Origin of the sequence: Actinoplanes sp. CA-051413 (assembly GCF_050955795.1) — a bacterium.
Classification (GTDB): Bacteria; Actinomycetota; Actinomycetes; order Mycobacteriales; family Micromonosporaceae; genus Actinoplanes.
In genome coordinates, this window is the sequence record NZ_CP192100.1 from 2,316,177 (window position 1) to 2,341,064 (window position 24,888).

Genomic DNA, 24,888 nt, shown 5'->3' on the forward strand with positions numbered 1-24,888 from the left:
TTCATATGTAACACCCCGCCGTCCGGACGGACGACGGGGTGTTCTACAGCACATACAGGACCTAGCTGGTCAGCATCTTGCGCAGCACGTACTGCAGGATGCCGCCGTGGCGGTAGTAGTCCGCCTCACCGGGGGTGTCGATCCGGACGTCGGCGTCGAACTCGACGCCGGTGTCGGTCAGCACCTTGACCGTCGACGGGATGCCGCCCTCGTTGAGCGCCTCGACGCCGGTGATGGTGAACGTCTCGGTGCCGGTCAGGCCCAGCGACTCGGCGTTGGTCTTGGGCGGGAACTGCAGCGGGAGCACGCCCATGCCGATCAGGTTCGAGCGGTGGATGCGCTCGTACGACTCGGCGATGACCGCGCGTACGCCCAGCAGCATCGTGCCCTTGGCCGCCCAGTCACGCGACGAGCCGGAGCCGTACTCCTTGCCGGCCAGGATGACCAGCGGGACGCCGGCCTCCTTGTACGCCACCGAGGCGTCGTAGATGCTGCTCTGCTCGCCGGTCAGGTGGTTGACGGTGAAGCCACCCTCCACGCCCGGGACGAGCTGGTTGCGCAGGCGGATGTTGGCGAACGTGCCGCGGATCATCACCTCGTGGTTGCCGCGCCGGGAGCCGTACGAGTTGAACTCGTGCTTGGGCACCCCGTGCTCGGCCAGATACTTGCCCGCGGGGGAGTCCGCCTTGATCGAGCTGGCCGGCGAGATGTGGTCGGTGGTCACCGAGTCGCCCAGCTTGGCCAGCACCCGCGCGCCGGCGATGTTCGTGACCGGCGACGGGTCGGCCTGCATGCCCTCGAAGTACGGGGGCTTGCGCACGTAGGTCGACTCCGGCGCCCACTCGAAGGTCTTGCCCTCCGGCGTGGGCAGCGACTGCCACTGCTCGTCACCGGCGAACACGTCGGAGTAGGCCGTACTGAACCCGATCGCGCCGATGGTGGCGGCGATGACCTCGTCGATCTCCTTGGCGCTGGGCCAGATGTCGGCGAGGTAGACCGGCTGGCCGTCCGAGCCGGTGCCCAGCGGCTCGGTGGTGATGTCCAGGTCCATCGTGCCGGCCAGCGCGTACGCAACCACCAGCGGCGGCGAGGCCAGGTAGTTCATCTTGATGTCGGGGTTGATCCGGCCCTCGAAGTTGCGGTTGCCGGAGAGCACCGAGACCGCGGTGAGGTCGGCCTCGTTGACGGCCGCCGAGATGGCGTCGGGCAGCGGGCCGGAGTTGCCGATGCAGGTGGTGCAGCCGTAGCCGACGAGGTTGAAGCCGAGCTTGTCCAGATACGGCGTGAGGCCGGCCCGGTCGTAGTAGTCCATGACGACCTTGGAACCCGGCGCCAGCGTGGTCTTGACCCACGGCTTGCGGTTCAGGCCCTTCTCGACCGCGTTCCGGGCGAGCAGCGCGGCACCGATCATGACCTGCGGGTTGGAGGTGTTGGTGCAGGACGTGATCGCGGCGATGCCGACGAAGCCGTGGTCCAGCTCGAACTCGTTGCCGTCCTCGCCGACCACCCGGGTGGGCTTGGAAGGCCGCCCGGTGGCGCCGTCGGCCGCGCTGAAGACGTGCGGCTTGTCGGCGTCCGAATTCTCGTGGTTGGCCGGCGGGTCGCTGGCGGGGAAGGACTCCTCGCTGGCCTCGTCGGCGGGGCCCACGGCGCTGACGTAGTTGGCGAGCGCGTCGCGGAACATCGGCTTGGCGCGGTCCAGCGGGACGCGGTCCTGCGGGCGCTTGGGGCCGGCCAGCGACGGCACGATGGTCGACAGGTCCAACTCGAGGCGCTCGGAGTAGTTCGGCTCCCCGGCCGGGTCGTGCCACAGGCCCTGGCGCTTCGCGTACGCCTCGACCAGCGCCACCTGCTGCTCGGAGCGGCCGGTGAGCTTGAGGTACTTGATCGTCTCGTCGTCGATCGGGAAGATCGCCACGGTGGAGCCGTACTCGGGCGACATGTTGCCGATCGTGGCCCGGTTGGCCAGCGGCACGGCGCTGACGCCGGGGCCGTAGAACTCGACGAACTTGCTGACCACGCCGTGCTCGCGGAGCATCTCGGTGATGGTCAGCACCAGGTCGGTGGCGGTGGTGCCGGCCGGCATCTCGCCGTGCAGCTTGAAACCGACGACCCGCGGGATCAGCATGCTGACCGGCTGGCCCAGCATCGCGGCCTCGGCCTCGATGCCGCCGACGCCCCAGCCCAGCACGCCCAGGCCGTTGACCATGGTGGTGTGCGAGTCGGTGCCGACGACAGTGTCCGGGTACGCCTGGCCGTTCCTCTCCATGATCGTGCGGGCCAGGTATTCGATGTTGACCTGGTGCACGATGCCGGTGCCCGGGGGGACGACCTTGAACTCGTTGAACGCGGTCTGGCCCCAGCGCAGGAACTGGTAGCGCTCGCGGTTGCGCTGGTACTCCAGCTCCACGTTGCGGGCGAAGGCGTCCTCGCGGCCGAACAGGTCGGCGATGACCGAGTGGTCGATGACCAGCTCGGCCGGGGCGAGGGGGTTGACCTTGGTGGGGTCCCCGCCCAGCTCCTTGACGGCCTCGCGCATGGTGGCGAGGTCGACGACGCAGGGCACGCCGGTGAAGTCCTGCATCAGCACCCGGGCCGGGGTGAACTGGATCTCCACGCTCGGGTCGGCGGTGGGGTCCCAGCCGCCGAGGGCCCGGATGTGGTCGGCGGTGATGTTCGCGCCGTCCTCCGTCCGGAGCAGGTTCTCCAGCAGGATCTTCAGGGAGTACGGCAGGCGGTCATGCCCGTCGACCTTGTCGATCGTGAAAATCTCGTAGCTCGCGTCTGCGACGCGTAGCTCGCTCTTCGCACCAAAGGTGTCGAGGCTGGCCACGTCATCTCCTTCACACCCAGCGACCGTGAGTAGTCCTCATCAGTCTGTCCCACCGGTGACGGCCGCCCGCCGGTTAGGTTGTCCTAACTCAGGGTTCACGTCTTCCGTAAACCGTACGTCCGTCTTGTTATTCGGTGCAACCCGGGTCCGAGGTTTGCTCCTCATGATCAACGGGAACTGACCGTCCCGTGCAGGCACCCACGGATCTGGCGCACCTCACTGATTTCTTCGACCGCTACGGCTCCGCCCTGACCAGGGGCGACGTCTCGGCGGTGGCCGGCTGCTACGCCCTGCCGGGCATGGTGGTCTCGGACTCGTACAGCTTCACCTTCGCCTCGCCGGCGGCGGTGGCCCTGTCGTTCCTCGGTGCCGCGCCGGCGTACAAGGAGCAGCAGATCGTCGCCGCGCACGCCCAGCTGCGCGATGTGCAGCGGCTCAGCCCGGCGCTGGCGATGGTCGCCGTCGAATGGGAGTACCTCGACAGCCTCGGCAACGCGGTCCCCGGCGAGAGCTACCGCTACCTGATCCGGGTCGACGCGAACGGCCCGCGGATCACCACCGTCATCGCGACGCACTGAAACTGACGTACCCCGGTGCCATCATGTCCAGGTGACCACGATCGAGATCGCCTCGCCGGAGGCACCGACCAGACTCAGCAACCCGCAGTGGCTGGTCGTGCACTACCGGCGCGAGGACGAGGGCTACGGCGACTGGTCATTGCACGCCTGGGGTGACATCGCTCCCGACGCGATCACCGGCTTCCCCGGCGGGCACCCGTTCGCCGGTGCCGATCCCTACGGCCGTTTCGCCTGGGTGCGGCTGGCCGACGCCGCCCGCGAGGTGGGCTTCCTGGTGGTCGACCACACCGGCGCCAAGGACGTGGCCACCGACCGGCACGTCGATCCGGCCGTCACGCCGCAGATCTGGCTGCGCCCCGGCGACCCGACGGTCTACACCAGCGCCGCCGCGGCCGGCCACACCACCGAGATCCCCGCTGAGGACGACTTCGCGGTCATCCACTATCGGCGGGCCGACGGTGACTACGACGGCTGGGGCGTGCACGCCTGGGAGGGCACCCCGACCAAGCCGCGCTGGCACGCGCCGCTCGCCCCGGCCGCGTTCGACGCGTTCGGTGCTGTGTTCCGGGTGCCGGTCCGCCCCGATGCCGTCGGCCTGCGCTTCGTGCTGCACCGCGGCGACGTCAAGGACCTGCCCGACGACCAGCGCCTCGATCTGACCGCCGGCCGCGAGGTGTGGCTGCTCTCGGGCACCACGGCGCCCGTGCTGCCCGACGTACGGTCGCTCGGTCCCGAGCTGGACCCGGCCCGAGCCCTGGGCGTCTTCCTCGATCGCACCACGGTGGCCCTGCCACCGCAGCTCGCCGACCGGGCCGAGAGCTTCACCCTGGTCGCGTCCGCCGACGGCGGCCTGCGCCGCGACGGCGACGAGCTGACCGGCGAGCGCACCATCCTGCCGCTGACCCCGCGCCCCGGCGGCCTGTTCCAGGCGCAGAGCCGGCATTTCCCGCACCTGCGGGCCTACCGCGCGTTCGCGGTGCCGGAGCTGGGCGACGCGGCGCTGGGCTATCTGCTGCGCGGTCAGCTGCTCGCGGTCGGCCGCGACCACGCCGGCCGGGTCACGGTCCTGACGGCGGTCCAGCTGCCCGGCGTGCTCGACGACCTGTACGCGGATGCCGCCGACGCCGAGCTCGGCGTGGTCATGGAGGAGGAGCGGCCGACCATCTCGGTGTGGGCGCCGACCGCGCGCACGGTCGCGCTGGAGCTCGCCCGCACGCCCGGCGACGACGAGCCGAAGGTCCTGCCGATGGAACGGGACGCGCTGACCGGCGTCTGGTCGATCGCCGGCAAGCGCAAGTGGCTCGGCCGCTACTACCGCTTCCGGGTCGAGGTGTGGCACCCGGCGGCGCAACGCGTGGTGACCAGCAGCGTCACCGACCCGTACTCGCTCTCGCTGTCGGTCGACTCGACCCACAGCCAGCTCGTCGACCTGGACGACCCCGAGCTCAAGCCGCCGGGCTGGGAGACGCTGGTCAAGCCGCCGCCGGTCGCGCCCGCCCGGATGCAGATCGCCGAGCTGCACGTCCGCGACTTCTCCATCGCCGACACCACCGTGCCGCCCGAGCAGCGCGGCACCTATCTGGCCTTCACCCGCGACGACTCGGCCGGGATGCGGCACCTGCGGATGCTCGCCGACGCCGGGCTCACCCACGTGCACCTGCTGCCCGCCTTCGACTACGCGACCGTGCCGGACCGCCGCGCCGACCAGGCGGTGCCCAAGTGCGACCTGGCCGCCCTCCCGCCGGACTCACCCGAGCAGCAGCGCGCGGTCATGGCCGTCGCCGCCGAGGACGGCTTCAACTGGGGCTACGACCCGCTGCACTACACGACACCCGAGGGCAGTTTCGCCGTCGAGCCCGCCGGCAGCGCCCGCATCCGGGAGTTCCGGTCGATGGTCGCCGCCCTCAACGCGGCCGGCCTGCGAGTGATCATGGACGTCGTCTACAACCACACGATGGCCGACGGGCTGGCGCCGTTCAGCGTGCTCGACCGCGTCGTCCCCGGCTACTACCACCGGCTCCTCGACGACGGCACGGTCGCCGAATCCACCTGCTGCTCCAACACCGCACCCGAGCACATGATGATGGGCCGGCTGGTCATCGACTCGATCGTCACCTGGGCCCGCGAGCACAAGGTGGACGGCTTCCGCTTCGACCTCATGGGACACCACCCGCGGGCCAACATCCTGGAGACCAGGGTCACCCTGGACCACATCGACCCCGACATCTACCTGTACGGCGAGGGCTGGAACTTCGGCGAGATCGCGTACGACGCCCGGTTCGTGCAGGCCACCCAGGTCAACATGGCCGGCACCGGGATCGGCACGTTCAACGACCGGCTCCGCGACGCGGTCCGCGGTGGCGGCTCCTTCGGCGACGACCCGTCGGAGCAGGGGTTCGCCACCGGGCTGGGCGCGGCCACCCCGCTGTCGGTGCACGACCGGATCAAGGTGGGCCTGTCGGGCGGCCTGGCGACGTACCGGTTCGTGACCCACACCGGCGCCGAGCACAGCGGCGCGCAGATCGACTACAACGGCTCACCCAGCGGATACGCGGCCGCGCCGGGCGAATGCGTGACGTACGTCGACGCCCACGACAACGAGATCCTCTACGACGCGATGGCCTTCAAGCTGCCGCAGTCCCTGCCGATGATCGACCGCGCCCGCATGCAGGTCCTGGCCCTGTCCCTGGTGGTGCTCGGCCAGGGCGTCGGCTTCGTGGCGCTCGGCACGGAACGGCTGCGCTCCAAGTCCCTGGACCGCAACTCCTACGACTCGGGCGACTGGTTCAACCAGATCCGCTGGAACGGCGCCGACGGCAACGGCTTCGGCGTGGGCCTGCCCCCGGCCCCGGACAACGAGGACAAGTGGCCGTGGGCCCGGCCGCTGCTGGCCGACCCGGCGCTGGTGCCGGCGGCGGAGATCATGGACCTGACCGCGGCCCGGTACGCCGAGCTGTTGCGCATCCGCCGCTCGTCCCCGGCCTTCGGGTTGCCCACGGCCGACGAGGTCCAGCGCAGGCTGACGTTCCCGCTCGGCGGCCCGCACGAAAGCCCCGGCGTGATCGTGATGTGCCTGGACGGGACCGGTCTGGACCAGCGCTGGAGCACGGTGGTGGCGGTCTTCAACGCGACCGAGACCTCGACGACGCAGCACGTGCCGGCGCTGGCGGGGGTGCGGCTGGAGTTGCATCCGGAGCTGGTGGCTTCGGCGGATCCGGTGGTGCGGACGGCTACGGCTGAGGGGGGCACGCTGAGCGTGCCGGCCCGCTCGGTGGTCGTCTTCGTCGCCGACCTGGCCTGAGCGGTCCGGGCTGGTCCGGCTTGGGCGGTTGCGGTGGGCCTGGCTTGCGTGGCAAGAGCCGGTGAGTCCGTCGCTGCGCCGCCCGCGCTGAGCCAGGTCAGCGCTGAGCGAGGTCAGCGTTCGGGCGGTGGGCAGCTCGGCACGGTGACCGTGAAGGTGGTGCCGCCGTCCGGGCCCGCCGGCTCTGCCGTCAGGCCGCCGTGGTGGGCGTCGATGATCGCCTTGCTGATCGCCAGCCCCAGCCCGGTGCCCTTGATCCCCTGCGACACCGCGTTCGACGCGCGGAAGAACCGGTCGAACAGATGCGGGCGTTGCTCCTCCGGGATGCCGATGCCCGTGTCGGTGACCCGCAGCGTCGTCGTCGCGGTCGCGTCGTCGTGGCGGCCGGTCAGGGTCACTGTGCCGCCCTGCGGGGTGTATTTCACCGCGTTCGAGATCAGGTTGTCGAGGACCTGGCGGATGCGTACCGGGTCGGCGTGGGCGGGCAGGTGCCGGGCCACGTCCACCTCGATCGTGATGTTCTTGGCCGTGGCGTCCGGGCGGCGGGCATCCACGCTGTCCACCACCAGCCGGATCAGCGACAGCGGGCGCGGTTCCAGTTTCATCTGGCCGGCGTCGATCCGGGCCGTGTCCAGCAGGTCGTCGACCAGGCCCTGCATGTGGGCGCTGTGCTTGTCGATCACCGAGGCCAGGTGGCGGTGGTCGCCGGTGAGGCCCGCGTCGTCGAGGAGCATCTCCGTGTAGCCGCGGATCGTCGCCAGCGGGTTCCGTAGTTCGTGGCTGACCAGGGCCACCAGTTCGTCCTTGAGCCGGTCGAGTTCGCGCAGCCGGCGGTTCTGCTGCTGCTGGTCGTGCAGCACCTGCTCGCGGCGGTCGGCCAGTTCGCGGCGGGCGGTCACGTCGGTCGCGATGCCGTCGATGTACAGCCGGCCGTCTTCCGGGCGGGGCACCGAACGGATCCACACCCAGCGGGTGACGCCGTCCAGGCCGAGCAGGCGGACCTCCGCGTCTGCCGGTTCGCCGCCGAAGACGGTGTCGCGCAGCCGGGCCATGGCCGGCATGTCGTCCGGGTGCACGTTCTCGGCCATGGTCTTCGCGATGTCGGTGCCCGCCGGCAGCTGCGCACCCAGGATGCCGTGGCTGTCGGGGCTGGCGTAGACCACGACGGGCCGGCCGTCGTCCTCGATGGCGTAGGTCCACACGTAGTCGTTGACCTGGGCCACGACCCGGTCGAAGGCGCGCTGGGTGGCCGCCAGGACCTGGGTGAGCTCCTCCGCGCGGCGGCGTTCCAGGTGCCGGCCCAGGTGGGCGCAGACGCCGTCGAGCATGGTCAGCAGTTCCGCGTCGGGCTTCTCGACCGTGGTGCTCAGGAACAGCAGGACGCCGAGGATGCGGTTGTCGCTGCGGACCGGCAGGCCCACGGCGGTACGCAGACCCGCGGCGCGGGCCTCGTCGCGGCGCACCGCCGTACGGGGATCGTCGGCGAGCTCCGGCACCCACAGCTCCGCGCCGGTCTCCCAGACGATCCCGGCCAGTCCGGTGCCCCGGGGCAGGACGAACGGCTTGTCGTTGGTCACCGCCGGCAGCGGATGTCCCGGCTCCGTCCAGTGGCCGACCCGGCTGATCAGGCCGGTGTCGTCGTCGGTGCGCCAGAACTCCCCGCAGGTCCAGCCGAGCGCGGTGGCGATGGCGGTCACGGTGCCGGTGGCGGCCTGCTCGGCGGTGGTGGCGTCGGCCAGGGCCCGGGCCACGGCGTGCTGGGTCTGCTGCAGTGTCGCGGCCCGGTGCTGGTCGGTGACGTCGTGCAGGGCGGCGACCGCGCCCAGGTGCCGGCCGTCGGCGGTGGTGATCGGGCGGGCGTTCGCCACGAAACGGCGGCGCCGGCCGTCGGCGGCCCGGACCGTCACGTCCTGCCCGTCGACGTGCTCACCGGCGTACGCCCGGGCCAGCGGCACCTCGTCCGGCTCCAGCGGGCGCCGGCCGTCCGGGTCGTAGAGCCGGCCCGCCGCGGTGAGCGAGGCGACCGCCGCGGGTTCCTCGCCCGGCTCGTACAGCGCGCGCAGGGCGCTGTTGCGCAGCACGAGCCGCCCCTCGGCGTCGCAGGCGGCCACCCCGGTGTCGAGGCTGTCGAGCAGCGTGTGCAGGAACGTCCGGTCGTCGTCGGCCCGTTGTCCGGCTGCCTTGCGGTCGGTGATGTCGTGCAGGAACGCGTGGCAGATCAGGGTGTCCTCGGCCACGACCTGCAGTGTCATCTCGATCGGGAACTCGCGGTCGGAGCGGTCCACGGCTGCCAGTTCGAGGCGCTGCCCGGACAGGATCGACACGCCGGTGTCGCGTACCCGTTGCAGCCCGGCCTCGTGGGCGGCCCGGTAGCGGGCCGGCAGGATCAGCTCGCCGACCGGCCGGCCGATGGCCTCGGCCGCCGGCCAGCCGAAGAGCGTGGCCGCCGCGGTGTTCCAGGCCAGGATCACGCCGTCGGCGTCGGTGGACACGAACGCGTCGTGCGCGGTGTCCAGCACCCGGCTCATGCGCTCGGTGGCCAGTTGCAGGTCCCGGTTCGCGGTCCGCAGCGCGATCTCCGTCTCGGCCGCGGTGGCCAGGGTCTGCACGATCGAGAGTTCCTGCGGCGTCCAGTCGCGGGGCACGGTGTCGATCACGCAGAACGAGCCCAGCACCGTGCCGTCGGGGGCGTGCAGCGGATAACCGGCGTAGGCCGCCACCTGCAGATCGTCGATCGCGAGGTTGTCCCGCAGCCGGGGGTCGGCGCGGGCGTCCGGCACGATCAGCGGGGCGTCGTCGATGACCACGTACTGGCAGAAGGAGTGCGACATCGGGGTCCCGCGGCGGCTCGCCCAGGGCTCGCCCAGCCCGACCTGGCTGGCGAAGACCTGGCGGTCGGCGTCGACCATCGTGACCAGCGCTATCGGGGCGCCGGCCTGCTGCGCCGCGGCGGACGCCAGCCGGTCGAGCGACGGATAGCAGCCGTCCTCGAGCAGGCCGGTCTCCCGCAGCCGGCGCAGGCGTGCCACGTCGGTCAGCCGGGCGTGCTCGTCCACGTCTTACCCATCGTCCGATTCGCGGCCACCATGAGCGTGTGGCGGGTCACCCGCGCGGCCGGTGCGGTGGGTGCACGGCCATTGCGCCGATCTGGGAACATGGGCGCGGCCCGCCGGGTGGCGGGCGTTCTCGAGGTCGGAGGTCACCGTGCGGTACGCCCGGGCATTGTGCGGCATCGCACTCGTCGCGGCCCTGGCCGGTTGCACGGACGACAAGCCGGCGGCGTCCCCGCCCACCTTCGTCGCGCCCGGGTCGGCGCCGGCGTGGACCGAGCCGGCCGACTACGCCTTCGTCGCCGACCGGCAGTGCGAGGGCAGCCCGTCCCTGGGCAAATACCGCGTCACCGTCACCGCCGGTGAGGTCGCCGGTGTGGAGCGGGTCGACGGCAAGACCGCCTCCGGCGAGGAGGAGATCGAGGTGCCGTCGCTGGGCGGCCTGCTGGAGCTGGCGCAGACCGCGGCCGACGACGGCGGCGCGATGACGGTCAAGACGGACCCGGCGGACGGCCACCCGGTCGCCATCACCTTCGACGTCTCCGACGGCACCGATCCGGCAGCCGGTGGGGAAGGCCCCACCTGCTTCGTGATCTCCGACTACGCGCCGCGCGCCTAGCCAGCTACTCGGGGCCGGCTACTCGGGCAGGCGCGGGCCGGCCTCGCGCTGGGACGCCAGCCACGCCTCGACCTGGTCAGCGGAGCGGGGCAGACCGGCCGACAGGTTGCGGCAACCGTCGGCGGTGACCAGCACGTCGTCCTCGATGCGGATGCCGATGCCGCGCAGCTCCTCCGGGACCAGCTCGTCCTCAGGCTGGAAGTACAGGCCCGGCTCCACGGTCAGGACGTAACCCTGGCCGAGCTCGCCGTCGCGGTAGGTCTCCTTGCGGGCCGCGGAGCAGTCGTGCACGTCGATGCCGAGCATGTGGCCGAAGCCGTGCAGGGTCCAGCGGCGGTACACCGTGGACTCCTCGGACATCGCCTCGTCCACGCTCACCGGCAGCAGGTCGAGGTCGTGCAGGCCCTCGGCGAGCACGCGCATGCAGGTCAGGTGCACGTCGCGGAACTTGACGCCGGGCCTGATCGCGTCCATGCCGGCCTGCTGGGAGGCGTGCACGATGTCGTAGACCTGGCGCTGCAACGGGGTGAAGGTGCCCGAGACCGGCAGCGTGCGGGTCACGTCGGCGGTGTAGAACGTGCGGCCCTCGACGCCCATGTCCATCAGCAGCAGCTCGCCCGGCTTGGTCACGCCGGTGTTGCGAACCCAGTGCAGGATCGTCGCGTGCGCGCCGGCACCGACGATGCTGCCGTAGCCGACGTCGTTGCCGTCCGTGCGGGCACGCAGCCCGAAGACGCCCTCCAGCAGGCGCTCCTTGACGCCGCGGTCGGCCGGCAGGAGGCGGGCGACGTCCTCGAAGCCGCGCACGGTGGCGTCGATGGCGTCCTGGAGCTGGGCGATCTCCCACTCGTCCTTGACCAGCTTGAGTTCCGAGATCACCCCGGCCAGGGCGCGGTCGCGGCGGGCCCGCGGGTCCGGCTCGTACGCCAGGATCGCCCGGTCCACGTTGGCGTCGTGGCCGCGCAGCACCCGGGTGCGGGCCGGCGCGCAGTCGGCCAGGGCCGGTCCGAGCTCGCCCCACGGCGCCGTCTCGATGCCCAGCTCGGTCGACTTCTCCGCGAGGGTGTGCCGGCGGCCCACCCACAGCTCGCCGTCGCGGCTGCGGAAGAACTCGTCGGTCTCCTTGGAGGAGCGCTGGTGGCTGTAGAGGACCGCGTCGTGCCCGGAGCCGCTGGGCCGCAGCACCAGCACGCTGCCGGGGTCGCTGTCGCCGGTCAGGTAGACGAAGTCGCTGCCCGGGCGGAACGGGTAGTCGGTGTCGTTGGCGCGGACCTTCTCGGTGCCGCTGGGGATGATCAGCGTCTCGCCCGGGAACGCGTCGGAGAGCGCGGCCCGCCGCTTGGCGTAGTTGGGCGTCTCGGGACGGGGTGTCACGCTCAGCGCGTCGTCCCGCCAGCCGCCGCGCATGAACTGCAGGAACGCCTCCGGGAAATCCGGGTCGTGCGACTCGGTTTTCGGTGTCGTACCCTCGCTCTGCTCGGCCATGGCCGGCCCTCCCGTCATCCGCGCGGCGTCGCTCGTCCCGTCCTGACGTTACCGCCTCGCCAAGATCAAGAGCAGCCCGGCATCACCCGTTGCCCAGGGTGAGGCAGGCCACGCGCGGTCCGGCCGTCCCGGCCTTGCCCGCAGCGGTACGGGTGTGCTCAGCGTGCACGATCAACGAGCGGGCCGGCTCCACCTCGTCGAAGGTCCAGTTCTGGCGCGCGGTGACCGAGGCGCCGCCCCGCGCGTCGGCGGTGAAGTCCAGCCACACCTCGTTGCGCGGATTGGCGTACTCCGGATCGACCGAGGGCGGCGAGGCGGCGGCCTTCGGGTCGGGACTGTGCTGGTAGTGCGGGCCGGCGTCCTCCGGTGTCGCGGTGCACGGCCGGGTGTGCAGGTGGGCCCCGTACGCCCGGCGCGGGACCAGGCCGCCGGCGGTCAGCCGTACCGTCGTGCCCGTGGCCGTCCGGGAGATCGTGAGCTGGGCCGTCGCACCGGGCGGGACCACCTTGGGGTCGTAGGTGACGGCCCGCGCGCTCTGCGGGAACGGCAGGAAGGTGCCGGAGACAGTGCCCTCGACCAGCGGCGCCGCCAGGCCGTCCGGAGAGGGTGCCGACGACGGCAGTGCCGGGCTCGGTGCGCCGCTGACCAGCCAGGGCGTCGAGCCCGGCGGCAGCGACCCGCCGGACCCGGTCGCCGTGCCGCCCGGGCCGGTGCAACCCGCCAGGGCCGCGGTGAGCAGGAGGGGCAGGGCGAAAGCGCGCGGATGCATGGGTTGGATCATGCCAAACAACCACAAAACGGGCGAGCATTCGGGAGTGGCTGGCTTTCTCGCGTCCCGGGCGTAAGGCTGACGGCATCGGTGCGGCGTTACGTGGAGGGGATCCGGATGGGCTACGCGGTGGTGCTCGGTGAGGCGTTGGTGGATCTGCTGGAGACCGAGCGTGACGGCGAGCTGATCTATCGGCAGGCGATCGGCGGCGCCCCGCTCAACGTGTCGGTCGGCGCCACCCGGCTCGGCGGCGAGGTGCAGTACTTCGGCTCGCTCGGCAACGACACCCTGGGCGATCGGATCGCCGCGTTCCTGCGCCAGATCGGGGTGGGCACGACCGGGCTGAAGCGCGTACCGGTGCCGACCACGCTGGCCGTGACCACCTTCGAGGGCGCCGAGCCGACCTTCCAGTTCTACGGCGAGCCGCCCTCGTACGCGCTGCTGCGCCCGGAGGACGTCGACGACAAGGTGGTGGCCGGAGCCGCGGTGCTCTACACCGGGTCGATCAGCCTGATGCGCGAGCCGTTCCGGGCCGCGGCCCGCAAGGCCTGGGCGATCCCCGGGCCACTGAAGGTCTTCGACCCCAACGTACGCCCGAAGCTGCTGCCCGACGCCGCCGCGGTCGGCGAGCTGCGTGACCTGGTCGAGGAGTTCTTCGCCACCGCCGACCTGGTCAAACTCAGCTCGGCCGACGCCGAGGTGCTCTGGGACGGCGCGGGCCCGGCGGCGGCCGCGGAACGCATCCTCAAGACCGGCGCGAAGGCGGTCGTGGTGACCTGCGGCTCCAAGGGCGCGTACGTGGCCACCAGGCAGAGCACGGTCATGCTGCCGGCACCGACGGTCGACGCGGTGGACGCCACCGGCGCGGGCGACTCGGTGATGGGCGCGCTGGTCCGCCGCCTGCTGGCCGACGGCGTGCCGGCCGCGCCCGAGGGCTGGCAGAGCTACGTGCGCTTCGCGCTGGCGGTGGCCGGCCTGGTCTGCGAACGCCCGGGCGGCGCGGTGGCGATGCCGACCATGGAAGAGCTCACCGCCCGCTGGGGCGCGCTGCTGTAACGCGCACCGGGAAGAAAGTTCGCCGGGAGCGATGATTCGGCGGCGCGGTGGGAGTCACCTCTCGGACAACGCATCCCGACCGTGTCCGGAGGACCTCGATGACCACGATTCCCGTCACCGCCCAGCAGCTCGACGTGCCCGGCGCCCGGCTGCACTACGAGGTACGCGGCAGCGGCCCGCTCGTGCTGCTGTCCGGCGCGCCGATGGACGCCCGCTCGTTCGAGCCGCTCGCCGGCCTGCTGGCCCGCGACCACACCGTGCTGACCACCGACCCCCGCGGCATCAACCGCAGCTCGGTGGAGCACCCCGACCGGGACTCCACCCCGCAGGAACGCGCCGACGACCTGGCCCGGCTGCTGACCCACCTCGACGCCGGCCCGGCCGTGGCGCTCGGCTCCAGCGGCGGGGCGGTCAGCGTCCTGGCCCTGGCGCAGACCCGGCCCGAGCTGGTGCACACCGTCATCGCCCACGAGCCGCCGCTGGAGGAGCTGCTGGAGGACCGCGCCGAGCTGTACGCCGCCACCGAGGACATGGTCGCCACGTACCTCGCCGGGGACGTGCTCGGTGCCTGGGTCAGGTTCCTGCGCGCGGCCAACATCCCCTTCCCGCCGGAGATGATCGAGCAGGTGTTCCTCAGCGACCGCTCGCCGCAGACCGTCGCCGACGAGCACTTCCAGTTCGCCCACATGCTGCGGGCCACCGCCCGGTGGGTGCCCGACCTCGACCGGCTCAAGGCGGTGCCCACCCGGATCGTGGTCGGTATCGGCGAGGACTCCACCGGGCAGCTGTGCGACCGGGCGTCCCGGGCGCTCGCCACCGGCCTGGGCATCGCGCCGACCATGTTCCCCGGCGACCACATCGGCTTCGCCCAGGACCCGGCGGCCTTCGAGGTACGCCTGCGGGCCGTCCTGGAAGGCTGACCGTCGGGCACACTTCGTGAGGTGAGTGACACCCGCGCCGAACCCGCCGACCTGGCCCGAGCCCGCAACGGCGACGACGAGGCGTTCAACCGCGTCGTCGGGCCGTTGCGCCGGGAGTTGCACGCCCACTGCTACCGCATGCTCGGCTCCACCCACGACGCCGACGACGCGCTGCAGGACGCGCTGCTGCGGGCGTGGCGCGGGCTGGCCGGCTTCGAGGGCCGCAGCTCGCTGCGCTCGTGGCTCTACACGGTGGCCACCCGGACCTGCCTGGACGCCGTCGAGGCGCGGGGACGGCGGGCGCTGCCCGTCGACGTCGGGCCGTCGAGTTCCCGGGCTGTGCTCGGTGATGTGCCGTCGCACGAGGTTGCGTGGCTGGGGCCGTACCCGGACGGGCAGTTGGGCCGTGCCCGGCCGGACGCGCGCTACGAGCAGCGCGAGGCGGTCGAGCTCGCGTTTGTCGCCGCCCTGCAGCATCTGCCGGGCAACCAGCGCGCGGCGCTGCTGCTCTTCGAGGTGCTGGGCTTCTCGGCGGCGGAGATCGCCGAGGTGATGGCGACCTCGGCCGCGTCGGTGAACAGCGCGCTGCAGCGGGCCCGGGCGATCGTGGCGGCGAAGGTGCCGGCGCGCAGCCAGCAGCAGACCCTGCGCAAACTCGGCGACGCGCGGCTGCGGAAGATCGTCAGCGGCTACTCGGCGGCGCTGGAACGCGGCGACGTCGACGGGCTGGTCACGCTGCTCACCGAGGACGTGACCTGGGCGATGCCGCCGCTGCCGCACTGGTACGAGGGGCTGGCGGCCGTCACCGACTTCGCCGCCCGGGTGCCGCTGAGCTCGTGCGGATCGTGGCACAACGTGCCGGTGACCGCGAACGGGCAACCCGCGGTCGCGCAGTACCTCGACGGGCGGGCGTGGGCGATCACCGTGCTCACCCTGCGCGACGACCGGATTGCGGAAATCACCTCGTTCCTGGGCACGGAACACTTCGCCGCCTTCGAGCTGCCGGCCGCCACCCTCCCAGGCCAAGATGGGGCATGACGCGATACACGATCGACGCCCCCACCGCGATCCGTCTCGTCCGTGAAGGCGTGACAGTGGCCGCGGAACACCAGCTCGTCGCCCCCAACGTGCTGCGCTCGCAGGCGCTCTCGCTGCTCTACCGGCAGACCCGGCAGGGCGAGATCGCCGCGGCGGACGCGCGGGCGCTGCTCGACGGGATCACCACGATGAAGATCCGGCTGCTCGGCGACCGGGTCTCCCGGCAGACCGCGTGGCGGGTGGCCGAGCAGTTCGGCTGGGACGACACGGTCGCCGCGGAATACGTCGCCGTGGCGCAGCTGCAGGCCGACGCCCTCGTGACCCTCGACCCGGACCTGGCGCGCCAGGTCGAGGGCGTGGTGCCGCTGGCGCCGTTCGAGGCGCTGCTGAGCTAGTCGCCCAGGGCCTTGCTCAGTCGCCGAGGGCCTTGGCGATGAAGCGCTGCCGGTCCAGGAGCACCCGCTCGACCCGGACCTCGGCCACCAGCTCCTCACCGTCACGCACCACGACGTCGAAGATGAGCTTGCGCCCGTCCACCTTGGCCAGCGTGGCCAGCGCGGTGACCCGGCGCCCGAGCGGGGTGGGCGCCCGGTGCTCGACCTCGGCGCGGACGCCGACCGTGGTGACGCCGCCGGGCATCTGCCGGGCGGTCGCGGCGACCGTGGCGGCCTCGGCCAGCGCGAGCACCCTGGGCGTGCCGAGCACGGGCACGTCACCCGAGCCGAGCGCCTGGGCGGTGTCGGCGTCGGTGACGGTCAGCTCCACCCGGGCGCTGAGCCCGGGGGAGAACTCCGGTAGCTCCATGCGACACAGCTTAGGGCTGCGGCGGCCGGCGCCAGTAAGCGTCATCCACAGGCACCGCGTCATCCACAGGCGCTGCATCATCCACAGGCACCGCGCCGTGCGGGCCGGTCGTGGGCTGACCGGCGAAGGACGGACCCGGGACCGCCGGGGCCAGCATCGGCTGCTGCTGCCCGGCGACCTGCGCCGTCGCGGCCCGGGCGTGCCGGGCGCGGATAGACAGCTGCTCGGCGATCCACCACGCCTCGTCGACGTCCCGGTCCTGAGCCACCCCCGACCGGCCGCCCGCGGTGTCGGCGTACACGGTGGCCAGGCGCAACATCCGCTGCACCGGCCCCTGCACGACCCGTACGCTCTGCAGCCGCGCGTACGGGACCATGGTCAGCTCCTTGGTGAGCAGCCCGGAACGCGCGACGAAGACCTCCGGCGTCAACCCTGTGCCGAACGACCGCAGCGCGAACGGGTGCAGCCAGCGAGCCCGGTCCGGCGGCGGCAGCGTGGCGAGCGCGGCCAGGTCGACGCCCGGGAGCACCTCCCACACCAGCTGCCGGCCGGCCGCGAACACGCCCACCGGCAGCAGGCGGTCCGAGCGCTTGTCGTCGTTCGACTGCGGGCCGGCGTACCCGGCGATGTCCAGGCGCATGTGCAGCCAGTCCTTGGCCCGCCAGAGCAGCGGCCAGGTCACCCCGATGGACTGCACCCGGTTCAGCGGCACGATCTGGCTGCGGGTCTCCAGCAGCCCGTAGCGCACCGCGAGCCGCCCGTCGGGATCGCGGGCCAGCCGGAAGTCCCAGTCCTGCAGCACCCGCCGGACCGGTTGCAGCAGCACACCGGCCATCGCGGTCACCGTGCTGGCGATGCCGACGAAGGTCCAGGACCCTTCGAGCACGAACTGCATCACCACGAAGGCGACACCGACCGGCAGCAGGAAGGCCTGCGGGGTGAGCAGCTGGCTGATCAGCAGGTCACGGTTGCTGACCCGGAAAAGTGGCCGCTCGGGCGCGGCCGCCGCCGGCTCCGCGGCGCCCGGAGCAACAACCCCAGGGGTACGGCCGGCGAGCGCAAGCAACCGCTGCCGGAGCGCGGCGGCCTCCCGGACACTCAGGTACGCCAGCGGAGCCTCGGTCTTGCCGCCGCCGACCACCTCGAGCCGCAGTTCGGCCAGCCCGGTGAGCTGGGCCAGCAAAGGCCGCCGCATCTCGACGGCCTGCAACCGGTCGAGCGGGATGGCCCGGTTGCGCCGCCAGAGCAGCCCGTCCTGGATCCGCAGCTCCCGCCCGACGACGTGATAGCCGGTGTTCAGCCAGCCGATCACCGCGAAGATGACCACGCCGACCGCGACGACGGCCACGACGAGGGCGAAGCGCTCGATCCCGACCTGCGACAACGTCTGCCAGCTGAGGGCGGCGACGATGACGGCGATGGACTTGGCGCCGCTGAGCAGCGGGCTGAGCGGATGCAATCGGCGGCGCGGCTCTGCGACCACCGCGTCGGCGAGCGCCGGCGGCCCGGCCTCGGTGCCCGGTCCGGCGAGATCCGGTGGGCCGGCGGCATCGGACGGGCCGGCGGCGTCGGGCGGCCCGGTGGTCGCGGCGGGGTCGCCGCCGGGTCCGGGGTCCGGCTGGGGGCGGGAGTAGGCGGCGGTCACAGGCCTTCGGCCCGGTCCTCGCCCAGCGCCGTCAGCCTGTCGCGCAGGCGGGACGCTTCCTCCGGTAGGAGGCCGGGGATCTTCGCGTCGCTGGCTGCCGAGGCGGTGTGCAGCTGGACGGTCGCCAGCTTGAACGCGCGTTCCAGCGGTCCGGCGGTCACGTCGACGAACTGCATGCGGGCGTACGGGACGATCGACAGCCGGCGGATCACCAGGCCGTGGCGGACCAGGAGGTCGTTGTCGCGTTCCGCGTACCCCCAGGCTTTGACGGCCCGGACCGTCACCAGGGAGCGCCAGATCGCGGCGGCCACGACCACCGCCATGGCCGCCGGCCAGATCCAGTGGTCCGTCAGGACCGCGCCGACCGTCAGGCCGGCCAGGACGATGACCACCCAGATCGCCCTGTTGATCAACTCCACAGTGATCAGGCTGCGGGAGACCGGCCGCCATTCGACCGTGTCGGGCCACGGCTCGAGCGGGTCGGTCGGGGCGGGCGCCGGGGCGCTGGGCTCGGTCACGCTGAAAGCCTAAGCGGAGCTGTCGCGCTGCGGCGCCCGGAACGGGGTGACCTCGCGCAGGAATGCCCGCGCGGTCAGGAAATCGGTGAGGTATTCACGGTGGTCGTCGCAGGCCAGCCAGGTCTTGCGGTACGCCGGGTCGTGCAGCTTGGGGTTGTTCCACAGCAGCGACCACGCGCCGGGCGCACGGCAGCCCTTGCGCGAGCATTGCGGGGAAAGGTCCTCGACCACGGAATGAACACTATCCGGTGGGAGGGATTAGAGCGCCGGGCGACCACGGGGGAAGTCGCCCGGCGACGGGCTGAATGTTACACGCTCACGCGGGTCCCGCGTCTACCCGCCGGAGGTGCCCGTTCGAGCGCATCGCGCAGAAAGATCGACATCCTCGCCCGCGCGGCGGGCGCGTAATCCGCCTCTGCCCGACGGCTCCCAGCGTGGTCGTGTAAGTCTTGAGCGTCGGCACCCGTGCCGGCGCGACCTGAGAACCGCAGAATCTCGATGGAGGACCGGTGGCCGAGCCGACCATGCCCCAGGGCACGAGCAGCGCCGATCCGGGCAGCGCCGACCAGGCCCGGCCGGAGCAGGGCAGGCCAGAGCAGGGCAGGCCAGAGCAGGGCAGGCTCGACCAGGGCTGGCCGGCGCAGGCGCGAGCGGAGCAGAGCTGGCCCGAGCAGGCGCGAGCGGAGCAGGCGCGGCCGGAGATGGGCCGGCCGGTGACGCCCGCTCAGGACGCCACCCAGCTGGAACGGGCCATGTTCGAGGTCAAGCGGGTCATCGTCGGCCAGGACCGGATGATCGAGCGGATGTTCGTCGCGCTGCTGGCCCGCGGGCACTGCCTGCTCGAGGGCGTGCCCGGCGTGGCCAAGACGCTGGCGGTCGAGACCCTGGCCCGCGTCGTCGGCGGTTCCTTCTCGCGCATCCAGTTCACCCCCGACCTGGTCCCGGCCGACATCGTCGGCACCCGGATCTACCGGCAGTCGAGCGAGAAGTTCGACGTCGAGCTCGGCCCGGTCTTCGTCAACTTCCTGCTGGCCGACGAGATCAACCGGGCGCCCGCCAAGGTGCAGTCGGCGCTGCTCGAGGTCATGGCCGAGCACCAGGTGTCGATCGGCGGCGAGACGCACTCGGTGCCGGACCCGTTCCTGGTCATGGCGACCCAGAACCCGATCGAGCAGGAGGGCGTCTATCCGCTGCCCGAGGCGCAGCGCGACCGCTTCCTGATGAAGATCCTGGTCGGCTACCCCACCGACGTGGAGGAGAGGGAGATCGTCTACCGGATGGGTGTGAGCCCGCCGGAGCCCAAGACCATCTTCTCGTCCGAGGACCTGCTGGCCCTGCAGCGCCGCGCGGACCAGGTGTTCGTGCACAACGCGCTGGTCGACTACACGGTCCGGCTGGTGCTGGCCACCCGCGCGCCGGCCCAGCACGGCATGCCCGACGTCGCCCAGCTCATCCAGTACGGCGCCAGCCCGCGCGCCTCGCTCGGCATCGTCCGCGCCACCCGGGCCCTCGCCCTGCTCCGCGGCCGTGACTACGCGCTGCCGCAGGACGTGCAGGACATCGCCCCGGACATCCTGCGGCACCGGCTGGTGCTCAGCTACGACGCGCTCGCCGACGACATCCCGGCCGACCACATCGTCGCCCGGATCATGGCCAGCGTGCCGATGCCGTCGGTCGCCTCCCGGCAGGGCACCTCGCCCAACGGGCACCCCGGCGCCCACCCCAACGGCCATCCGGTGTCGGCGGTGCCGGCCCCGGCCAGCGGCGCCCCGGCGTTCGACTCGCTGCCGCAGCAGCCGGCCTGGCCGGGACAGCAGTGACGGTCAGCTCGTGACGACCGCCGACCTCCCGCCCGTGGTGAAGGACGCGAGCACGGCCCGCGCCGAGGCCGTGCTGTCGCGCCTGCAACTCCTGGTCACCCGCAAGCTGGACGGTCTGCTGCAGGGCGACTACGCGGGGCTGCTGCCGGGTCCGGGCAGCGAGGCGGGGGAGAGCCGCGAATACCGGCCCGGCGACGACGTGCGCCGGATGGACTGGCCGGTCACGGCCCGGACCACGCTTCCACATGTACGGCGTACGGTCGCCGACCGTGAACTGGAGACGTGGATGGCGGTCGACCTGTCGGCCAGCCTCGACTTCGGCACGGCGACCATGCTCAAACGTGACCTGGTGCTCGCGGCGGCCACGGCGATGGCGCACCTGACCGTACGCGGCGGCAACCGGATCGGCGCGGTCGTGGGCACCGGCTCGGGCCTGCCCGTCCAGCCGCCCAGCGGCTTCAGCTGGCGCCGGCGGCGGGAGCCCAGCGCCCCGGCACCGCAGACCCAGCCGATGGTGCGGATGCCCGCCCGGCCCGGCCGCAAGGAGGCGCAGGGGCTGCTGCGCGCGATCGCCCGTACCCAGATCCGGCCCGGACGCACCGACCTGGGTGAGCTGATCGACATGCTGAACCGGCCACCGCGCCGCCGGGGTGTCGCCGTGGTCATCTCCGACTTCCTGGCGCCGGTGGAGGGCTGGTCCCGGCCGATCCGCAAGCTCGGGGTCCGGCACGACGTGCTGGCCATCGAGGTTGTCGACCCGCGCGAGCTGGAGCTGCCCGACGTCGGCGTGCTGACCCTGGCCGACCCCGAGACCGGGGTGCTGCACGAGGTGCAGACGGCCGATCCGGCGCTGCGGGCCCGGTACGCCGAGGCGGCCGGCAACCAGCGCGGCGAGATTGCCCGGGCACTTCGGGCCGCCGGTGCCGCACACTTGAGGTTGCGCACCGACACCGACTGGCTGCTCGACGTCGTCCGTTTTGTGGCCGCCCAACGACACGCACGCACCCGGGGGACAACGCGATGATCCGTTTCCTGCAGCCGTGGTGGCTGCTCGCCGTCCTGTCCGTCCTGCTCGTGGCGGGCGCGTACGTCCTGCGGCAGTTCCGCCGCCGCACGTACGCGATGAAGTTCACCAACGTGGAGCTGCTGCGCACCCTGGCGCCCAAGGGCTTGGGCTGGCGCCGGCACGTGGCCGCCGTGGCCTTCCTGCTGAGCCTGCTGTCGCTGGCGTTCGCGATGGCCCGGCCGTCGATCGACCGTGAGGAGCCGCTGGAACGGGCGACCGTGATGCTGGCCATCGACGTGTCGCTGTCGATGGAGGCCGACGACGTCCAGCCGAACCGGATCGAGGCGGCCCAGGAGGCGGCCAAGGCGTTCGTGCAGGAGCTGCCGCCAACGTACAACCTGGGCCTGGTCTCGTTCGCGAAGGCGGCGAACGTGCTGGTGTCGCCGACCAAGGACCGGGCCGCGGTGCTCGCCGGCATCGACGGGCTGACCCTGGCCGAGGCGACGGCGACCGGCGAGGCGGTCTTCACCTCGCTGGACGCGATCCGCACGGTCCCGGCTGATGGTGCCAACGGCGCGCCGCCGGCCCGCATCGTGCTGCTGTCGGACGGCTACCGGACGTCGGGCCGCTCGGTCGAGGACGCGGCCGAGGCGGCCGAGGCGGCCAACGTGCCGGTCTCGACGATCGCCTTCGGCACCGACACCGGGGTGGTCGACATCCGCGGCCAGCTGCAGCGGGTGCCGGTGGACCGGCTGTCGTTGCAGCAGCTGGCCGACAAGACCAAGGGCTACTTCTACGAGGCGGCGTCGGTCTCGGAGCTCAAGCAGGTGTACGAGGACATGGGCAGCTCGATCGGCCACCGGATCGAGCCCCGAGAGGTCACCCAGTGGTACGCCGGGGTGGCTCTGCTGCTCGGGCTCCTCGCCGGGGCGATGAGTCTGCTCTGGACGTCACGCCTGCCGTAGGGGTGTCTTGATCCACGAGACACCCCTCGCGGGTCAGGGAGTGCTGTGGACGAGGACGAAGAGGACGACCACCCAGGCGGCGGCGATGGTGAAGGTCAGGGGAGCGACGAACTTGCCCATGGCTGTGACTTTCCGGTGGGTGACCGACGGGGAAAGTGCGCACACGGCTCGTCGCGGCCGGCATCCAGCTCCCGTCGCGGCGCGGCACGACACCACCCGACTCCGGTAGAACAGACGGAGTCGCTGGGCGGTTGGAGCGGGATGGGTTGCTGCGTCAGCGGGTCAGGCTCGGGGCGCACACCGGTGAAGGCGCGCGGCGGTCGAGGTCAGAGCGGCTGACGAACGGCCCGGCCACGACTGGGAGGATCGCTATCTCGCACAGCGATCACCTCCGTTAGTAGTCCGGGCTCGGGAACCGTCGAAGAGCGTACCTCTTAAGCGGGGCTTAAGGTAATCGGGCTCACCGTGGTGTCGCCCACGTGTCGCGACCGCGAGAATGCCGGCCAGCGCGGGCAGCCAGGCGAGGCGTTGCCAGGCCCAGCCGGCGCTGTCCGGGGCGGTCAGGAGGCCGGGCATCGTGGGGTTGAGCAGGGCGGCGGCGCCGGCTACGACCAGCAGCACGCTCTGGTGGCCGAGGTAGACCGGGATGGCGGCCCGGTTCAGGGCGGTGATCGGGTGGCGGACCCGGTCGTGGCGCAGGAGCCGGGCGAGGGGTCCGCGCAGCATCAGGAAGACACCGATCTGGGTGACGGCCAGCGCTACGGCGGCCAGGGTGGGCGGGTCCAGGTTGGACCGTCCGCCGCCGGGGACCCCGACCGCGCTGGCGGGGTAGCCGCTGATCAGGATCAGCGCGGCCAGGATCGCGGCGCCGTTGCAAGCGAGCGCGGCGCCGACCCACGGGCCGGCACCCGGCCGCGGGGAGGTGCCCACGGACGTGCTCGCGGCCGGGGCGCGGCGGCGGTCGCTGCCGGCCAGCATCATGCCGAACAGCCAGGGGATGGACCACGCCGCGGGGATCACCACGAGGTCCGGCAGGAGGCCGAGATCTCCGGCCGCGACGACCACCAACGGCGGCAGGACGGCCGCTACCCCGAGCCGGCGGACGACCCGGCTCAGCGGGCCGGTAACCGCGCGCAGGGCGAGATAAGGCAGCAGGAACCACAGCGGGCTCACGACCAGTCCGGCGATCGTGCGCAACGTCCCGGTGGGAGTTCCCAGCGCCGCCCCCGCGAACAGAACCAGCGCCCACCCGGCCAGCAGGAAGGTCGCCGGACGCAGCAACCGGGCGAGCGCCCCGCGGCGCCGGCGGGCCGGCTCGGCGGCGGTGGCGGTGGCGGCGGGCCGGCGTACCTGTGCCGAGCTGGCGGCGCCGGACCGGCGTGCGCGCGCGGAGCAGGCGGCGGAGTATCCACCGGCGAAGAAGAGCAACCCCAGCGTCTGCAGCAGCCACGTCGCCGGAGCCGCCCCGGGCATCGCGACCAGCGGGCTCGCGGTCGTCACCCCATCCGGGCCGGGGACCAGGCCAGTGACCAGCCAATGCCCGGCGACCACCCCGACGATCGCGTACGCACGGACCGCGTCGATGGTCCGGTCCCGCGGCGCCGCGCTCATGCCGCACCCACGGTTTGCGAGGCGGGGTGCAGCACGACCGAGGCCACCGCGGTCAGCGTCGCCGAGCCGGGGCACAGGTACCCGTCGTGGCCGCTCACCCCGGCGGTCGGCAGCGGCAGCGCCCCGAACCCAGGCGACGAAGGCCGCCGGCCGTGACCCAGATGTCCGACCCGCAGCTGCGGTATCCGCCGGATCCAGTCGTTGTCCGCGAGCGCCGACCACACCCGGGCCCCGCCCAGGCCGGCCGCCGTGTTCGTGCCCATGCCCGGCGCGCCCAGCGCGACGACGTCGGCGACGCGTGGCAGGTGCGGCGCGGCCAGGCCCACGACCAGCGCGCCGTAGCTGTGGCCGATGAGTGTCACCGCGGCCCCGGTGGGCAGCGTCTGCACGAAGGCGGTCAGTTCGTCGGCGCCGGCCCGGGCGCGCAGGTCGCGGGCCGAGTCCAGGGACAGCCCTTCCGGCGGGTCGTAGCCGAGCCAGGCCACGACGGCGACCCGGGTGCCGGGGGCGGTGGCGCGGAGTTCCGCGTACAGCGCGCGGGCCTGGACGGCTGGTGCGCGGCGGGAGACGCCGCCGAGGCCGCGGTCGAAGTCGCGCAGCCGGGTGTCGACGCCGGGGACGAGCACCGCGATCCGTTCGGCGCTCGCCAGGTCGCCGAGCACCTCGACGGCCCGTCCGTCGCCGCGCGGGTCGAGGGTGAGGAACTGGCGTCCGGAGCGGGCCCAGGACGCGTATGGCTCACCGGCGCGGGTGAGTGCCGGGGCCGGCGGTGCCGCCTGCAACGGCAGGGCCAGGGTCAACAGCAGGAGAGTCAGGGAGATCCGCATGACCTGCACCCTGCGGCGGCGGCCTGGTCCCGAGCGTCACCCC

Annotated in this window: 21 protein-coding genes; 10 read left to right on the forward strand and 11 right to left on the reverse strand. The window is 72.5% G+C overall.

Annotation, left to right across the window (positions count from 1 at the left end; all coding sequences use genetic code 11):
- Positions 1-61: 61 nt before the first annotated feature.
- The gene (gene acnA, locus ACQP2Y_RS11095) at positions 62-2,833 is read right to left on the reverse strand and encodes an aconitate hydratase AcnA (protein ID WP_433726966.1); all 2,772 of its coding nucleotides are present in this window, start codon (positions 2,831-2,833) and stop codon (positions 62-64) included.
- Between the two features lie 188 nt (positions 2,834-3,021).
- Here acnA and ACQP2Y_RS11100 point away from each other — a divergent pair, with 188 nt between their 5' ends.
- Together ACQP2Y_RS11100 and pulA are read left to right on the forward strand one after the other, a co-directional pair.
- The gene (locus tag ACQP2Y_RS11100) at positions 3,022-3,411 is read left to right on the forward strand and encodes a hypothetical protein (protein ID WP_433726968.1); all 390 of its coding nucleotides are present in this window, start codon (positions 3,022-3,024) and stop codon (positions 3,409-3,411) included.
- Positions 3,412-3,442: 31 nt separating this feature from the next.
- Positions 3,443-6,712, forward strand: a complete 3,270-nt coding sequence (gene pulA, locus ACQP2Y_RS11105) for a pullulanase-type alpha-1,6-glucosidase (RefSeq protein ID WP_433726970.1) — start codon at positions 3,443-3,445, stop codon at positions 6,710-6,712.
- A gap of 113 nt (positions 6,713-6,825) precedes the next feature.
- Here pulA and ACQP2Y_RS11110 read toward each other — a convergent pair whose 3' ends face one another.
- Complete coding sequence (locus ACQP2Y_RS11110; protein WP_433726972.1) at positions 6,826-9,768, reverse strand: ATP-binding protein; 2,943 nt, start codon at positions 9,766-9,768, stop codon at positions 6,826-6,828.
- A 148-nt stretch (positions 9,769-9,916) separates the two neighbouring features.
- Between ACQP2Y_RS11110 and ACQP2Y_RS11115 the strand changes: the two genes are divergently transcribed.
- Positions 9,917-10,381, forward strand: coding sequence for a DUF6174 domain-containing protein (locus ACQP2Y_RS11115; RefSeq protein WP_433726974.1), 465 nt, complete (start codon positions 9,917-9,919; stop codon positions 10,379-10,381).
- Between the two features lie 18 nt (positions 10,382-10,399).
- On the opposite strand, the gene ACQP2Y_RS11120 is transcribed toward ACQP2Y_RS11115, so the two are convergent.
- Together ACQP2Y_RS11120 and ACQP2Y_RS11125 are read right to left on the reverse strand one after the other, a co-directional pair.
- Positions 10,400-11,866, reverse strand: coding sequence for an aminopeptidase P family protein (locus ACQP2Y_RS11120; RefSeq protein ID WP_433726976.1), 1,467 nt, complete (start codon positions 11,864-11,866; stop codon positions 10,400-10,402).
- A gap of 82 nt (positions 11,867-11,948) precedes the next feature.
- Positions 11,949-12,635 (reverse strand): superoxide dismutase family protein, encoded by a 687-nt coding sequence (locus ACQP2Y_RS11125; RefSeq protein WP_433726978.1) that lies wholly within the window; start codon positions 12,633-12,635, stop codon positions 11,949-11,951.
- A 117-nt stretch (positions 12,636-12,752) separates the two neighbouring features.
- Between ACQP2Y_RS11125 and ACQP2Y_RS11130 the strand changes: the two genes are divergently transcribed.
- The 4 genes from ACQP2Y_RS11130 to ACQP2Y_RS11145 all read left to right on the forward strand — a co-directional run bounded on the left by ACQP2Y_RS11130 (position 12,753) and on the right by ACQP2Y_RS11145 (position 16,044).
- Positions 12,753-13,691, forward strand: coding sequence for a carbohydrate kinase family protein (locus ACQP2Y_RS11130; RefSeq protein ID WP_433731896.1), 939 nt, complete (start codon positions 12,753-12,755; stop codon positions 13,689-13,691).
- A 98-nt stretch (positions 13,692-13,789) separates the two neighbouring features.
- Positions 13,790-14,611, forward strand: a complete 822-nt coding sequence (locus tag ACQP2Y_RS11135; RefSeq protein WP_433726980.1) for an alpha/beta fold hydrolase — start codon at positions 13,790-13,792, stop codon at positions 14,609-14,611.
- Positions 14,612-14,632: 21 nt separating this feature from the next.
- The gene (locus ACQP2Y_RS11140) at positions 14,633-15,649 is read left to right on the forward strand and encodes a sigma-70 family RNA polymerase sigma factor (protein ID WP_433726982.1); all 1,017 of its coding nucleotides are present in this window, start codon (positions 14,633-14,635) and stop codon (positions 15,647-15,649) included.
- Complete coding sequence (locus ACQP2Y_RS11145; RefSeq protein WP_433726984.1) at positions 15,646-16,044, forward strand: hypothetical protein; 399 nt, start codon at positions 15,646-15,648, stop codon at positions 16,042-16,044. The genes ACQP2Y_RS11140 and ACQP2Y_RS11145 overlap by 4 nt, the downstream gene beginning before the upstream one ends.
- A gap of 16 nt (positions 16,045-16,060) precedes the next feature.
- Here the strand turns inward: ACQP2Y_RS11145 and ACQP2Y_RS11150 are convergent, their stop codons facing one another.
- The 4 genes from ACQP2Y_RS11150 to ACQP2Y_RS11165 are packed head-to-tail and all read right to left on the reverse strand — an operon-like array spanning position 16,061 to position 18,847.
- Complete coding sequence (locus tag ACQP2Y_RS11150; protein ID WP_360547680.1) at positions 16,061-16,453, reverse strand: thioesterase family protein; 393 nt, start codon at positions 16,451-16,453, stop codon at positions 16,061-16,063.
- 10 nt (positions 16,454-16,463) lie between these two features.
- A complete protein-coding gene (locus tag ACQP2Y_RS11155) occupies positions 16,464-18,098 on the reverse strand; it encodes a PH domain-containing protein (RefSeq protein WP_433726987.1) in 1,635 nt (544 codons plus the stop codon).
- Complete coding sequence (locus ACQP2Y_RS11160) at positions 18,095-18,616, reverse strand: PH domain-containing protein (protein ID WP_433726989.1); 522 nt, start codon at positions 18,614-18,616, stop codon at positions 18,095-18,097. Before ACQP2Y_RS11160 ends, ACQP2Y_RS11155 begins: the two co-directional genes overlap by 4 nt.
- A gap of 9 nt (positions 18,617-18,625) precedes the next feature.
- Positions 18,626-18,847, reverse strand: coding sequence for a hypothetical protein (locus tag ACQP2Y_RS11165; protein ID WP_433726991.1), 222 nt, complete (start codon positions 18,845-18,847; stop codon positions 18,626-18,628).
- 470 nt (positions 18,848-19,317) lie between these two features.
- Here ACQP2Y_RS11165 and ACQP2Y_RS11170 point away from each other — a divergent pair, with 470 nt between their 5' ends.
- Genes ACQP2Y_RS11170 through ACQP2Y_RS11180 form a run of 3 tightly spaced genes read left to right on the forward strand, consistent with a single transcriptional unit; the run spans position 19,318 to position 22,407 of the window.
- Positions 19,318-20,436 carry an AAA family ATPase gene (locus ACQP2Y_RS11170; RefSeq protein ID WP_433731898.1) on the forward strand — a complete coding sequence of 373 codons (1,119 nt, stop codon included), beginning with the start codon at positions 19,318-19,320 and terminating at the stop codon, positions 20,434-20,436.
- A gap of 10 nt (positions 20,437-20,446) precedes the next feature.
- Complete coding sequence (locus ACQP2Y_RS11175) at positions 20,447-21,460, forward strand: DUF58 domain-containing protein (RefSeq protein WP_433726993.1); 1,014 nt, start codon at positions 20,447-20,449, stop codon at positions 21,458-21,460.
- Complete coding sequence (locus tag ACQP2Y_RS11180) at positions 21,457-22,407, forward strand: VWA domain-containing protein (protein ID WP_433726995.1); 951 nt, start codon at positions 21,457-21,459, stop codon at positions 22,405-22,407. Before ACQP2Y_RS11175 ends, ACQP2Y_RS11180 begins: the two co-directional genes overlap by 4 nt.
- A 33-nt stretch (positions 22,408-22,440) precedes the next feature.
- Here ACQP2Y_RS11180 and ACQP2Y_RS11185 read toward each other — a convergent pair whose 3' ends face one another.
- The 3 genes from ACQP2Y_RS11185 to ACQP2Y_RS11195 all read right to left on the reverse strand — a co-directional run bounded on the left by ACQP2Y_RS11185 (position 22,441) and on the right by ACQP2Y_RS11195 (position 24,845).
- Positions 22,441-22,572, reverse strand: a complete 132-nt coding sequence (locus ACQP2Y_RS11185) for a hypothetical protein (protein WP_360824646.1) — start codon at positions 22,570-22,572, stop codon at positions 22,441-22,443.
- A 204-nt stretch (positions 22,573-22,776) separates the two neighbouring features.
- Complete coding sequence (locus tag ACQP2Y_RS11190) at positions 22,777-24,018, reverse strand: acyltransferase family protein (protein WP_433726997.1); 1,242 nt, start codon at positions 24,016-24,018, stop codon at positions 22,777-22,779.
- Positions 24,015-24,845, reverse strand: coding sequence for an alpha/beta hydrolase (locus tag ACQP2Y_RS11195; protein WP_433726999.1), 831 nt, complete (start codon positions 24,843-24,845; stop codon positions 24,015-24,017). The genes ACQP2Y_RS11190 and ACQP2Y_RS11195 overlap by 4 nt, the downstream gene beginning before the upstream one ends.
- Between the last annotated feature and the right edge of the window lie 43 nt (positions 24,846-24,888).